9 protein-coding genes and 1 pseudogene are annotated in these 13,576 nt (G+C 71.1%); 1 reads left to right on the top strand and 9 read right to left on the bottom strand.

Annotated elements, in window-relative coordinates; translation table 11 throughout:
* The 9 genes and pseudogenes from KUM32_RS35870 to eccD form a co-directional block, all read right to left on the bottom strand.
* Window positions 1-2,327, bottom strand: a pseudogene (locus KUM32_RS35870) (hypothetical protein); the annotation flags it as partial.
* 25 nt (window positions 2,328-2,352) lie between these two features.
* The gene (locus KUM32_RS35865) at window positions 2,353-2,694 is read right to left on the bottom strand and encodes a hypothetical protein (protein ID WP_217146099.1); all 342 of its coding nucleotides are present in this window, start codon (window positions 2,692-2,694) and stop codon (window positions 2,353-2,355) included.
* Window positions 2,687-3,199, bottom strand: a complete 513-nt coding sequence (locus KUM32_RS35860) for a YbaB/EbfC family nucleoid-associated protein (protein ID WP_217146098.1) — start codon at window positions 3,197-3,199, stop codon at window positions 2,687-2,689. The genes KUM32_RS35865 and KUM32_RS35860 overlap by 8 nt, the downstream gene beginning before the upstream one ends.
* Entirely contained in the window at window positions 3,199-5,217 is a 2,019-nt protein-coding gene (locus tag KUM32_RS35855; protein WP_217146097.1) for a hypothetical protein, read from the bottom strand. The genes KUM32_RS35860 and KUM32_RS35855 overlap by 1 nt, the downstream gene beginning before the upstream one ends.
* Before the next feature lie 64 nt (window positions 5,218-5,281).
* Entirely contained in the window at window positions 5,282-5,746 is a 465-nt protein-coding gene (locus KUM32_RS35850; protein ID WP_217146096.1) for a hypothetical protein, read from the bottom strand.
* A 12-nt stretch (window positions 5,747-5,758) separates the two neighbouring features.
* Entirely contained in the window at window positions 5,759-5,998 is a 240-nt protein-coding gene (locus KUM32_RS35845) for a hypothetical protein (RefSeq protein WP_217146095.1), read from the bottom strand.
* Between the two features lie 113 nt (window positions 5,999-6,111).
* Window positions 6,112-6,462 (bottom strand): hypothetical protein, encoded by a 351-nt coding sequence (locus tag KUM32_RS35840; protein WP_217146094.1) that lies wholly within the window; start codon window positions 6,460-6,462, stop codon window positions 6,112-6,114.
* 181 nt (window positions 6,463-6,643) lie between these two features.
* Complete coding sequence (eccB, locus tag KUM32_RS35835) at window positions 6,644-8,137, bottom strand: type VII secretion protein EccB (protein ID WP_217146093.1); 1,494 nt, start codon at window positions 8,135-8,137, stop codon at window positions 6,644-6,646.
* 7 nt (window positions 8,138-8,144) lie between these two features.
* Entirely contained in the window at window positions 8,145-9,527 is a 1,383-nt protein-coding gene (gene eccD / locus KUM32_RS35830) for a type VII secretion integral membrane protein EccD (protein ID WP_308408808.1), read from the bottom strand.
* A gap of 214 nt (window positions 9,528-9,741) precedes the next feature.
* On the opposite strand from eccD, the gene eccCa reads away from it, so the two are divergent.
* On the top strand, window positions 9,742-13,576 hold a 3,835-nt coding region (gene eccCa / locus KUM32_RS35825), incomplete at its 3' end, for a type VII secretion protein EccCa (protein ID WP_254406624.1).

Below are 13,576 nucleotides of genomic sequence, written 5' to 3'. Positions count from 1 at the left end.
GCGGAGACGTCCTTGAGGAAGTCGGGGACACGCGTCCGCGCCGTCGTGGTGTTCGGCTGGGAGCCGTCGGTGTTCTCGTCGGCGGCGTTGTCGTCGTTCTCGTTGACGTTGGCGGTGGTGGTGGTGGTGTCGTTGGCGGTGGTGGTGGTGTCGTGGGCGTGGGCGTCGGCATCGCTGTTGCCGGCCGGGGCCGAGCCGCCGAGTTCCGTCAGCTCGATGTCGTGGGAGGCCGTCTCCGGCACGGACTCGGATGCCGAGGCGGGCGTGGGTGAGCTCGTCGTCATGGTGATGACGGGCTCGGCCGGCGTGCCGGAGCCCTGGTGCGCAGTCGGTCCCGCGGGAGTCTGGGCGCTGAAATGGGGCATCCCCGTGGAGGGGCCGGGAAGGGGCGTACTCGATTCCGTGGGCCGAGGGGCGAAGGACTTCTGCACGGGCGGCGTGCCCGGCCCGTTCCCGGACACGGGCGGTGCGGGCGTCCGGGACGCCGGCTGGGTCTGCGGCTGGGGAGTCGTCTGCGGCTGGGCCTGGGACGTGGCCGGCGTCTGCGAGGGGGGCGTGACCTGCGCCTGTACCTGGGGCGTCGTCTGCGTCTGCGTCTGCGTCTGCGTCTGCGTCACTATCGGCGAAGGCGTCGGGGGCGCCGCCTGCTCCGGGGAGTTCGCGGAATCCGTGGAGCCCGCGGAGTTCGTCGGGCCCGTGGAGTCCAAGGAGTCCATGGAGTTCGTCGGGCTCGCGGAGTCCGTGGACGTCGGCGGCATCGTGGTCGCCGTGGGCGCCGGCGGCTCCGGCTCCGGCCCGGCACCGGCTCCCCCGGCCGGCTGCACGGCCGGGGTGGCATCCATGCCCCGTCCGAGCGGCGCCGAGGAGTCGTTCGGCGTGATCTTCGGCCCGTACTCACCCGGCATCGTGTCCAGGGTGTCGAATTTCGAGTGGACGTCCTTGAGGAAACCGGCGATCGGCGAGTCCGACTGGGCGAGGAGGGGGTGCACGATCGTGTGCCGTATCGCATGGCCGAACGCGGTCGGCACGACACCCGAGACGAAGGTCTGCCAGCTGGTGGTGAACTCTCCCTGGGTCATCAGGTTGTACGTGCCCTCGGCCAGGTTCTGGGCACCCGCCTCGACCAGTGCCGACGTCCCGTACAGGCCCGCCGCGTAACCGAACTTCTGCGTCCTGGTCAGCGTCTCGGACATCGTCTTCGAGCTGAGGGACTTCGCCACGTCCCCGGTGATGGTGTGCGACAACGTCTTCAGGGCCGCCGCGTCGACCTGGCCGCCCACGCTCTTCGCCAGGTCCTTGGCGATCTTCTCGGACACCTGGTCCACGGACGCCGCCGTCGACCAGTGCTTGTTGAGGGAGCTCGCCCAGGTCGTGCCGACGTTCCGCGCCGCGTCCCCCGACAGCCCGTTGAACCCGTGCTTGGCGAAGGCGTTGCCGACCTTGTCGACGAAGCCGTCGGAGACCAGCTTTCCGGTGCTCTTGTTGAGGTTCTTCGCCAGTTCCCCGTCGGCCCCGCCGAGGATGTTGCCGAGCGTGTGCGCCAGCCCCTTGTTCGCGCCGGTCTTCCCGGCCAGCGTGTCGAGGTGACTGCCGATCTGCGTGCCCAGCCACTTGGCCGCGTCACTGCCGACGAGCTTGCCGATCTGCTTGCCGAGCGCGCCGCCGGCCAGGCTGAAGACACCGCCGAACACGCCTTGCACGGCACCGAATCCGAGCGCGCTCTTCGTCGCGTCCCAGTCCCAGTCGCCGCGGTTGCCCTGCTTCATCTGGATCAGCTGGACGGCCACGTCCATCGCCGCGCCCATCGTGACGCTGATGGCGGTGTGGATCAGGATGCTCTCGATCAGCGCCTTGATGACGGACTGGGCGACGACCTTGAGCGCGACCTCCGCGGCGGCCGCCGAGGCTTCGGCGGCCGCGTTGACTCCGGGTATCCACCACACCGCGGCCAGGAACGCCAGCTCGGCCATCAGCTGGATGACCTGGCCGAGGATCATCCACTTCGCGTACTCCGCCTGGGTGGCGGTGTCCCGGGCGATCCTGGCGAGGTTCTCGGCCTGAGCGGCACAGCCGGTCAGGATCGACTTCTCGCCGCCGCTCGCCAGGTAGTCGGCGTACTTGGCGAACTCCTCGGCGGCCTTGCCGGAGAAGTTCTCCTTGATGTGGTTCGTGGCACTGACGAGGTAGGTCTGCAGGTCCTCGAAGTTGCCGACCAGCGCGTCGTAGTGGTCGGCGGCCTCCCGCAGCAGGTCCTCGTTGATGGACGGCCACTTCTCGCCCGAGAAGACCATGAGCAGCGTCTGTGCCTCGGGGGACGGGGTCAGCACGGGCGCCGCCGCGTGGTGGTGCGCGTCACTGTTCCCCTCCGGCCGCCTTCCAGTGCTTGGCCAGCAACGCGGCCTGGTCCTCGGCGTCGCCGAAGATCTTCTTCACGTCCTGGCCGTTCTGACCAAGCTGGGTGATCAGGAGGTCCAGCATCTTCAGGGTGTCGGTGAGCGGCGGCATGCCCACCCCGATCTGCTCCAGGTACTGCTTCGACGACTCGTCCTCGCCGTCACCGCCGCCGCGCGTGTTGAGGTCGTTGACGGCGTCGAGGTTGGCGTGCCCCCCGGCCAGGGCACTGCCGAGGTCCTCGTAGCCGGCGAACCCCTGCCAGGTGGCGTCGCCGGCCTTCAGCTCGTTGCCGTCAGGCATCGTTCCCGCCTCCCCGGGGCGGCGGAGTCTGCCCGAGGTTCCTCGTCATCTCCCGGATCGGGGCGAGGAGTTCCTCGACGGGCGAGCCGGCCAGCATCGACCGGCGCATCTCGGCGCCCCTGCCGCGCAGCGGCTCGAACGCCTCGCGCGCGGCCTCGGCGCTCTCGGTCTGCGCCCTGCCGATCAGTTCCACCAGCGCCTTGCCGAGGCGCGCCGGGTCCATCCGGCGGTAGTCCTCGTTGTGGAACTTGATCTCCCGGACATCGCCCTGGGCGCCGACGGTGACGCTGATGGCGCGGTCCTTGGAACGCACGGTGGACGTGCGGGCGGCCAGTTCGCGCTGGACGGACGCGAGCTTCTCGGTGTGCTCGCGGACCTGCTGCTGCATCTCGTCGAACTGTTCCTGGAGCGTCGAGCCGAGGATCGACTCGAACTGCTCGCGCGCGGAACGGGGGCGCGGCGCGGAGCCGTCGCCCCGGACGCCGCTGTCGTTCTGCTCCGCCATCAGCCGATCACTCCCGTCGAGGTGCACTCCTGGGTGCCCCACGTCTCCTCGTCCTCGTCCAGGTAGCTCTTCCGCTCCCGGTGCTGCTCCTGCCCCGCCGGGGCCCCGCCGCCCGCGCCGGGCGGCGGCATCATCGGCGGAGAGGACGAGGTGCGCGGCCCGCTGCCGGTCCCCTCGGTGACCCTGACGCCGGGCTCGGCCGATGCGGTCCGGACCCGGCCGGCCGGTGGTTCGGCACCGACGGGGCCCTTGCCGTTCTTGCCGAACGCGTACTCGGAGTGCGTCCCGTCGGGGTTGCGGACCTTGAACACGCCCTTGCCCTGCTGCGTACCGCCCTCGCCGTTGCCACGGGGAGTGGGGTGCTCGCTGGTCAGCCGGGAGGTCTCACGGAGACGTGCCAGCGTCTTCTCGTTGTCGCGCCGCTGCTGCTCGGCGCGCCGCTGTGCCTCTTCCTGCTGCTTGAGCCGTTCCTGGTACGCCTTCTGCTGCGCCTCGGCCTCGCGGCGCAGCATCTCCTGCTGCTTCTGCTGTTGCTGCTGTTGCTGGAAGGCGCCGGGCGGGGCCTTGTAGACCGAGCCGTCGGGGTTCTTGAGCGTCTTGCCGTCCGGACCGGTGACGGTGCCGTTCTTGTTGACCGTGGAGCCGGGCGGGAGGTGCGACAGGCCACCGCCGGAACCGAACACCCCCGGGCCGGTGGCGTCCTCGTCGGTGCCGCTGCCGGTGCTGATGTTCCCGAGGCCGGTGTTGCCGGTGTTCGTGCTCCCGCCGCCGGTGATGCCCTTGGTGTCGAAGACTCCCGGGCCTTCGGTGTTCAGGTTCTTCAGCTGGTTCTCCAGCGCCGTGCCGGTGCCCTCGCCTCCGGAGCCGTTCTGCTCGAAGGACTCGCCACCGCCGCTGAACTTCCCCTCGCTGTCGCCGCCCGGGAGCTGGTTCCCGTCGCCGATCCCGTCGGTGCCGAGGGCCTTCTTCGTCGGGTCGCCCGGGCCGCCCTGGGGGTTCTTCAGCCCGTTGAGCAGTGTGGCGATGGCGTCGGCCGTCGGATTCTTGCCGTCGGCCAGGTCAGGGCCACCCTGGCCGGTGCCGGCGGGAGCGTTCCAGGTCGGCTTGTAGAGGGGGCGGATGGCCGTGGCGGCCTTGGAGTAGGCCTCGTTGATCGCGTTCGCGGCGGTGGAGGCGGGCCCGTCGAGGCTGGCGCCGACCTGGTCGAGCCAACGCAGCTTGGCCTTCGCCTCGAACGCCGCCCAGAATCCCGGCGTGTTCGGGTCGCCGAGCGTCTTCGTCGTCAGCCAGCCGTCGTTGAACGTGTAGGCGCCCTCGGCGAACTCCTCGTGGAACAGGTCGCTCAGGATCTGGGCGGGCCAGGCGTTGTGTTCCGTGCCGTACGCGAACATCACGTGGTACAGGTTCTGCAACCGCTCCATCGCCGTGGTCCGGGCGTCGTCGATCTCCGTGGAGAAGTCACTCGGGTTGATCATCTGCGTGTGCAGACCGGCGAACTGGTTCGCGACGCCGATGAGCATGCTGCGGAACTGCCCCGCCGCGGTGCCCTGCATCTCGGACTCGGGAACGTCGATCTTCTCGGCCCAGCCCTTGAGCTTCTGGAAGCAGGCGTCCAGGAACTGCTGGACACCTTTGACCGTGTTGCTGGCGTCGTCGAAGCTGAGCAGGGCGAAGACGGAGTTGCCGGACTCGGACAGCGCCTGGGCCAGGAGGTCCCTGGCCCCGAAGTGCCATTGGTGGAGCGGCTTGTCCTGGGGCAGTGGGTCCTTCAGGTCGGGACTGATGTTGAACCCGACCTGGTAGTTGTAGACGATCTGCCCGGGTTCGTACCACTTCTTGTACCAGCCGAACTCGAATCCCCCGGGCGCGCCGGCGCCCACGATGTCCCTCTCGACCTTGTGAGGGTTCACGTAGGAGTTGGCCACCCACTGCTGCTTGACGACCTCCATCCGGCTGACCGGAATGCCCTCCCGGTCGGAGAAGAGGCTGAGGGCCGTCTCCCAGTTCGTGCTCGCCATCCTGCCTTTCCCCTCCTGGCCCTGCCCAGCCGCCGTGTCGCCGTATCGCCGTATCGCCCAGTGATCAGTTGCCGAGGGGCGGCGACTGCCCGGTGGTCGGCTGCGTGGTGCCGCTGCCACCGCCGCTGAACATGGCCAGCGGACCCTTGAGGTCGTCCATCATCGACTGCAGAGCGATGTCGCTGGCGTCCTGCTCGCCCTGCTGGGTGATCTGATCGACGCTGATCAGGTTGTCGGAGAGCCTCAGCATCCCGCCCTTCAGCTCCTCCAGGAGCTTCACCATGTCCGTGGCGAAGTTCCTGAAGTCCTCCTGCAGGGTCTTCGCCGAGGTGATCGACGAGGACGTGTTGCCCGCGAGCAGGTTGTCGTACTCACCGGCGCCGCCCTGGCCGCCGTAGCCACGCAGCTTGTTGACGTACGAGTTGCCGTCGAGCTCCCCGAGGAACTGGGTGTTGATCTCGTTCCGTGCGAAGTTCTGCAGGTACTCCGACGAGATCTTGTAGGTGGCGGTGCCGCCGTCCTCAGCCACGACTCACCCCCGTCAGCTCGCCATGACCTTGGCACCCTGGCCGTCGTGCTCCTGATGGGTGCTGCCCATGTTGTTCAAGGTCTGGTGGCCCTGGTTGAACGCCTCGTCCATCCTGCTGATCGCGGCGTTGAGCTGCGTCTGGACCTCGATCCAGGTGTTGGCGCTGTCACCCTTGGCGTTCCTGGCGAGGTCCTGCACGCCCACGATCAGCTCCTCCAGCGCGTTGCGCATGTTCGCCGTGAGCTGCTGCATGTCGTTGGTGGCATCGGCGAGGCCATTCCAATTGATCTTGATGTTGCCGGACACTGCGTGCCCCTCTCCCGTACGACGGATGTGGCCGGATCAGCTGCGGTCCAGGAACCTGCTCAGTTGCGGTTGAGGACGTCGAGGATGCCGTCCGAGACCGCGCTGCTGTCGAACCCGCTCTTGGCGTGCTGGAGGGCGGCTTCCTCACCGGCGTCGAGCACCTGCTGCTGCTGGTTCAGCTTGTTCCAGACATCGTCGACGGAGCGCATCGCCTCGGTGTAACCCTGCTGCCATGCCACGAACTTCTGCCGGAAGATCTCCGCGGAGCCGGAGTCCGTGTAGTAGTTCGCCTCGACGTTGGACCTGATGCCCTCGGCCACCCCGCCGGCCTGCTTCATGAACCCGTAGTGCGTGTCCAGCGCGGTGACTGCCTTCCGCGCCGCTTCCGCGTCCTTGACGAGCTCGGACACCGCTGCCTCCCTCTGAGTCGGAACCCGGTGTGTACGGGGGGAGGCATGACTCAGCCGCCACGGAGCTCACCCCAACACCACGTGCACCAGTGAGATTAACTGTTCGATGATCACTTGTCGGTAGTCGCGGAGGGGAGTTCCTCGCCCTCTGCCTCTTCTTTACATTCCGGCGCCGCATTGTTCACCGATTCGTGGTGCTTTCCGGGGAACCTCCTCCCCGCTTTTGGCATCCGCGTCCGCTTTCGGTGTCCGCGTCCGTCTTTTCGCCCTTCGACACCGCGGACGGGTCCAGTACGGGACCGCTCGGAAGAAGGTTCAGCAGTCGGTCCGGCACGTCGACGGCCGCGCCCGCCGGATATCCGAGTTGCTTCAGCCCCGCGGCGGTGACCGGATAGGAGACGCCCGACTCCGTCACCAGGTACAGGGAGTCGCCCGTACCGGCCGACGAACGGGCCCGGACCAGTGTGCCGGTTCCCGGGCGCACCCACGTCCGGTCCACCGGGACGCACGGCGCCGTCACCCCCGGCTGGGCGGTGGGCGCCGAGCCGGGCACCTCGGCCGCCGGGACCAGGGCCACCGTCGTCGTGTGCCCCTCGGCGGACGGCGCCACCCGGGCGCAGACCTGCTCCTGCGCCGGGTCCACCGTCGCCACCTCCGGCACCGAGTCGGGCAGCCCGGCCGCCAGCTGCTGCGACGCCGACGCGGGGGCCTGATGGGCCGCCAGGTCCGCGGGGCCGATGGGCCGTTCCACCACGGAACGACCGTCGTACGCCTGGTCCTGGGTGCGCGGATCGCCGAGCAGCAGGCGCCTGGCCAGCCCGGTCAGCGGCGCCAGCCCGTCCGTGCGCAGCACGTAGTGCTGGCCCCCGGCCGAGAACAGCTGCCCGACGCGTGTGGCACCGCCGGCGAGCTCCGGGCCGGGGCGGCCCCGCCCGGCGATCACCGGCGGGGCCAGCCCCGGTCCGGCGTCCAGCGCCGTCAGGAACGACGCGCTCACCGGTACGGGCGTCACGCCCGCCCAGCCCAGCGCCGCCACCGTCCCGTGCGTGGTGTCGACCGGGAACCGGCGCCCGTTCCACACCAGTTGCCGCCCCTCCCCCGGTGCCGTCACCAGCACGCCGCGGTCGGAGCCGAGCCCGTCCCCGGCTTCCTTCGGCCCCGCCACGACCACGCTGGTGAGCGGCCTCGTACCACCCGCCGCGTCGGCCGGCCGTACTCCGGCGCACACCGCCCACGTCGCGGGGCCGGGCGCGGCCGGCAAGCCGTCCGGGGCGCCCACGATCCCGATGGGGGCGCCGCGCGGCGCGTCCTCGAGCGACTGCGCCACGGCCTGTTCCACGGTCATCCGGTTCCCGGCCACCAGCCGTGCGGACGCCTCGTTGAGCACCGGGTGGAGCGTCCCGCCGACGTTCAGGTAGCGGGCGCCGGTGTCCTTCACCACGACCAGTGCGCCCGGTGTCCGCCAGGACGTCCCGCCGCCCGGTCTGATCAGCCCGTACAGCACCGTCACCACGCAGGCCAGCACCACCAGGAGCGCGCCCCACCGCAGGCCGCGCCAGGTCCGCGCGGTCGGTGTATCCGGCGAGTCGGGGTCGTCCCTCAACAGGCCGCTGGCCAGCCTGCCCATCACGTAGAGGTGCGCCTGCACCTGGTCCTTGCGCGACTGCACCACCATCAGCGCGTCACCCCCGGATTCCGCGCAGGGCGCCGAACACCCCGGCGAGCAGCACCGCGAGCGGCAGCAGCATCAGCGCGCAGAGGGTGTGCAGGATGTCGGCGAACCGGCCCCAGTAGGGTACGAGGCGCCGGCCCGGCACCGTCCACGCGGCGATCGCGGTGACCGCGGCGAGGACGGCGACGGCGACGGCGACCTCCAGCCGCTCCGGCAGCCCCAGGTCCGTCGCGCGCACCACGGCCGCCAGGGCGATGCCGTACGCCCCGGGGACCGCCATCGCGAGTCGGTGCCACACCGCACCGACCACCCTGACGTGCAGCAACAGCAGCGTGCTCAGCACCACGGCGAGCAGCGGGGGCGTCCAGCCGTCCCCGGCGGTCAGCAGCGCCGTCTCGCAGGCGGCGGCCACCAGCCCGAGGGCGGTGTACATCCCGGTCAGGTACCGGTCGGCCAGTTCGGCACGTTCGCGCACCTGCTGGGCGGGGAACGGCTCGATGCCCTCCTGGAGTTCACCCGCGTTGGACGGCAGGGGCGGCATCCGCATCCCGGCGAGCCGGAAGCACAGGCTGGGCACGAACCCGCCCGCGAGCACGGTCGTGACCGCCAGCCACCCCGCGACCTGCGCGATCGACATCCCGGCCAGGGCGACCGCGCCGGCCGCCACGGTGAACACCGCCACCGTGAACGCCCCCAGGAACAGCGGTGCGAAGGCGCCGACCGCGGCCAGGGCGACGATCGCCGCGCCCGCGCCCGCGGCGCCCCCGGCCAGCAGCCGGGGGCCGAGCATGTCCTCGCCGTACCCGGCGACCGGGACGAGTGCGCCCGCGACGGCGAGATAGGGCACGGCCAGCACGCCGAGCACGGCCCCGGCTCCCGCGTCGCCGACCGCCCGGGAGGCGGCCAGAGCGCCCGCCACCAGCAGCGACGCGAAGACGGCGGCGGCTGCGGCACGCCAGACGGCCTGGCCCGGCAGCAGGACGGTGATCAGCCCGACGGCCAGTGCCACCACGGTGAACCCGAGGAGCAGGCGGCGGGTCAGCTCGGGCCGCCAGGTGTCGGAACGCGCGCGCAGCGACTCGCCGATGCCGTCGACGAGGTCGTCGTAGACGACCTCGGGCAGGGACTCGTGGCGGGCCCGCAGGTAGAGCGTCTCGCCGTCCCGCAGCTCCAGGGCGGCCGGGGTGCGCTCCTCGTCGAGCGGGGCCGCGCCGAGCCGCTGCAGACTCCAGCCGCCGTGGTCCAGGCCCTGTTCGTCGAGGTCGCCGCCCGCGTACTCGACGAGGACCGGCAACAGATCCGCGAGAGGGACATCGACGGGTATGCCCAGTTCGAAGGTTTTTTCCGGACTCCTGATGGTTATTCGGCAGAGCCCGGCGGTCTTGTCGCTCACGGTGCGCGATTCACTCCCGCCATTTTTTTCCGATCGGGATTCGACCCGGGATCGGCTGCACATTATCGTGAAGATCGTTGTGACTGTACGGTCGTCCGACCGCACGGCAATCGGCGCCCTAGAACGCCGATATCGAATCGCCGACACATCGATCCGGGGAGCCGGTTTGAGCACCGTCACCTTTCGGCGGCCTCCGCGCCGGGTTGGCCCGGCCATGCCCGACGGCGAACTGACGCTGCAGGAGCCGCCCTCCCTGCCGGAGCCCCAGGGCGCCATGGGCGGCATCGTCACCTACCTGCCGATGGCGTTGAGCTCGCTCGGCATGGTGCTCGTCTTCATCCGCCCGGGGCAGGGCAACGGCGTGTTGATGTGGGTGGCGATCGGCATGATGGGGGCCTCGGCCGTCGGCATGCTGGTCGCCCAGTTCCTCCGGGCGGCCGGGGACCGCAAGCGCGCGTTGCGCGCCGAGCGCCGGGACTACCTGCGGTACCTGACGACCAGTCGGCGCCGTATCCGCAAGGTCGTCGAGCAGCAGCGGCTTGCCCAGGAATGGCGTCACCCGCTCCCCCAGGCGTTGTGGTCGGTCGCCCGCACCGGGCGGCTGTGGGAACGGCGCGCCACCCACGACGACTTCGGGGAGGCGCGGATCGGCACCGGTGAGCAGCAGCTCGCGCTGACCCTCTCGCCGCTTGCCACCAAGCCGGTCGAGGACCTGGAGCCGCTCTCCGCGCACGCGCTGCGCCGCTTCATCCACACCTATTCGACGGTCGGCGACCAGCCGGTCGCCATCCGGCTGCGGTCGTTCGCGCGGGTGCTCCTCACCGCGAAGGAGGAGCACCGCGAGGTCTCCCGGGCCGCGGCCCGGGCGCTGGTCGGCCAGCTCGCGGTGGCGCACGCCCCGGAGGACCTGGTGATCGCCGTGGTGGCGGACGGCGAGGCGCTGCCGTCCTGGTCGTGGGCCAAGTGGCTGCCGCACGTGCAGCACCAGTCCGATGTCGACGGGGTGGGCTCCGCCCGGCTGGTGGCCGAGACGGTCTCCGAGCTGGAGCCGCTGCTCGGCGAGGAGTTCGCGGGCCGGCCGCCGTTCGAGCCCGGAGCGGAGCCGAGCCGTGACGAACCGTTCACCGTCGTCGTCCTGGACACCACGTCCGTACCGCCCGGGGCCCGGCTCACCGAGTCCGGCTACCGCAACACCGTCGTCGTCGACGTCCGCGGCACCATGGACGGTGCCTGCCCCGCCCGCGGCACGCTGCGCCTGAGGGTGGGACCGGACGCGCTGGCGCTGCTGTCCACCGCCCCGGACGGCAAGCCCACCGAGACGGACCTGGGCCGGCCCGACGCCCTGGGACCTCACGCGTCCCGCGCCCTCGCCACCGTCCTCGCCCCCTACCGGCTGGGCGCCGCGGCGCGGGCCGAGCGCCCGCTCCAGGAGAACATGGAGCTGACGGATCTGCTCGGCATCCGTGATCTGCACGCCGCCGATCCGGCCGGTCTGCACCGTCCGCGCAGTGCCGCGGAGCGGCTGCGGGTCCCGATCGGCATCGGAGCGGACGGCTCCCACATCGATCTCGACCTCAAGGAATCGGCACAGGGCGGCATGGGCCCGCACGGCATGCTGATCGGCGCCACCGGTTCCGGCAAGTCGGAGCTGCTGCGCACCCTGGTGCTCGCGCTGGCGCTCACCCACTCCTCCGAGACGCTGAACTTCGTCCTCACCGACTTCAAGGGCGGCGCCACCTTCCTCGGTCTGGACCGGCTGCCGCACACCTCGGCCGTCATCACCAACCTGGCCGACGAGGCCGCGCTGGTCGAACGGATGAAGGACGCCCTGCACGGCGAGCTGGTCCGCCGCCAGGAGGTGCTGCGCAAGGCCGGGAACTACGCCTCCGTCCGCGAGTACGAGGAGGCGCGGGCGAACGGCGCCGCCCTCGACCCGCTGCCCACCCTGTTCGTCGTCGTCGACGAGTTCAGCGAGCTGCTCGCCGCGCACCGCGACTTCCTCGACCTCTTCGTGATGATCGGACGGCTCGGCCGCTCGCTCTCCGTGCATGTGCTGCTGGCCTCGCAGCGCCTGGACGAGGGCCGCATCAGCCAGCTGGAGAGCCATCTGTCCTACCGGATCGCGCTGCGCACCTTCTCGGCGATGGAGAGCCGGGGCGTGCTCGGTGTCCCGGACGCCTACGAGCTGCCCCCGCAGCCGGGCAGCGGACTGCTGAAGAACGACGTCGGCGCTCTCACCCGGTTCAAGGCCGCCTACGTCTCCGGCCGGTACCGGGTGGTACGTCCCGCGATCCGGCAGGCGGTGGTCGCCGGCCAGGTGGTGCCGTTCGAGGCGGGCTGGGTGGCGCCCCGGGCGCTGCCCGACGCCACCTCGGAGACCGAACCGGACCCGGCGGAGGAAGAGGAGGGGAACACCTCCGGCCCCAGCCTGCTCACCGTGGCCGTCGACAAGCTGGAGCGCTCGGGTCCGCCCGCCCACCAGGTGTGGCTGGCGCCGCTGGACGAGTCCCCGACGCTCGACCTCCTGCTGCCCCCGCCCGGCATGCCCGGCGGGAAGTTCCTCACCGTCCCCGTCGGTGTCATCGACCGCCCCTTCGACCAGCGCCGTGACGAACTGGTCGCCGACCTCTCCGGCGCGGGCGGCCACGTCGGCATCGCGGGCGGACCCCAGTCCGGCAAGTCGACCCTGGTGCGCACCCTGATCACCGCGCTCGCCCTCACCCACACCCCGCGCGACGTCCAGTTCTACTGCCTGGACTTCGGCGGCGGGACGCTCACCTCGCTCGCCGGGCTGCCGCACGTCGGCGGCGTCACCGGGCGCCTCGACCCGGAACGGATGGCCCGTACCATCGCCGAGGTCGGCCATGTCATCACGCACCGCGAACTGCTCTTCGCCGAGCGGGGCGTGGAGTCCATGGCCGACTTCCGGCGCCGACGCGCCGAGGGCGAGTTCCCGGACGAGGCGCACGGCGACGTCTTCCTCGTCGTGGACGGCTGGAACACCATCCGGCAGGACTTCATGGACCTCGCCCCGGCTTTCAACCTGATCGCCTCGCGGGGCCTCAACTTCGGGGTGCACCTGATCGTCGCCTCCGGCCGTTGGATGGAGATCTCCGCGGCCCTCCGCGACCAGCTCGGCACCCGCTTCGAGCTGCGCCTGGGCGACCCCGTCGACTCGATGGTCAACATGCGGGTGGCGGCGACCGTCCCGGCCGTCCCGGGCCGCGGTCTCACCGCCGACCGCATGCACTACCTCACCGCGCTGCCCCGTACGGACGGCGACCCGCGCGCGGAGACCGTCGCCGACGGCGTCGCCGCGCTCGTCCGGCAGGTCGCCGCCGAGTGGGACGGCCCTCCGGCGCCTCCCGTGCGGATGCTCCCGATGAACCTCCCCGCGGACGGACTGCCGGCCGCCGACGGCGACCTGCGGGTCCCGCTCGGTCTGGAGGACCAGCGGCTCGACGTCTTCCACCACGATTTCGAGGAGCACCCGCACCTGCTGGTCGTCGGTGACGTCGAGACCGGCAAGTCCAACCTGCTCGCCCACGTCGCCGACGGCATCCGCGCCCGGTACACCCCCGACGAGGCGCGGATCGTCCTCGTCGACTACCGGCGTGGTCTCGCCGAGGCCGTCCCCGACTCCCACCTCCTGGGCTACGCCACCGGCGCCGGACTGCTGGGGCAGATGGTCGACGGGGTGGCGCGGGCGATGAGGGAGCGGGTCCCGGGGCCCGACATCGCCCCCGCCCGGCTCAGACTGCGCGACTGGTGGAGCGGGCCCCGGCTGTTCCTCCTCGTCGACGACCACGAGCTGGTCTCCACGGGGGGCCTGTCGGGCGGCGATCCGTTCGCCCCGCTCCACGAGTTCCTGGCCCAGGCCGACGAGGTCGGACTGCACATCGTCGTCGCCCGCAGTGCGAACGGCTCCGGCCGGGCGATGATGTCCGACCCGTTGCTGCGCCGCCTGGTCGAGGCCAACACGCCCGTACTGCTGATGAGTTGCCCGCCGACGGAAGGGCAGGTGGTGGCGGGGACGAAGCCACGTATCC

It is taken from the genome of Streptomyces sp. AC627_RSS907, from assembly GCF_019049165.1.
Note: the sequence above shows the minus strand (reverse complement) of the source record. Positions and strands in the feature narration are given on the sequence as shown.

Bases quoted from the DNA above. Each gene is read 5' to 3' on its own strand.
- KUM32_RS35865 (WP_217146099.1), bottom strand. From the start codon at position 2,694: ATGCCTGACGGCAACGAGCTGAAGGCCGGCGACGCCACCTGGCAGGGG.
- KUM32_RS35860 (WP_217146098.1), bottom strand. From the start codon at position 3,199: ATGGCGGAGCAGAACGACAGCGGCGTCCGGGGCGACGGCTCCGCGCCG.
- KUM32_RS35855 (WP_217146097.1), bottom strand. From the start codon at position 5,217: ATGGCGAGCACGAACTGGGAGACGGCCCTCAGCCTCTTCTCCGACCGG.
- KUM32_RS35845 (WP_217146095.1), bottom strand. From the start codon at position 5,998: ATGCAGCAGCTCACGGCGAACATGCGCAACGCGCTGGAGGAGCTGATC.
- eccB (WP_217146093.1), bottom strand. From the start codon at position 8,137: ATGGTGGTGCAGTCGCGCAAGGACCAGGTGCAGGCGCACCTCTACGTG.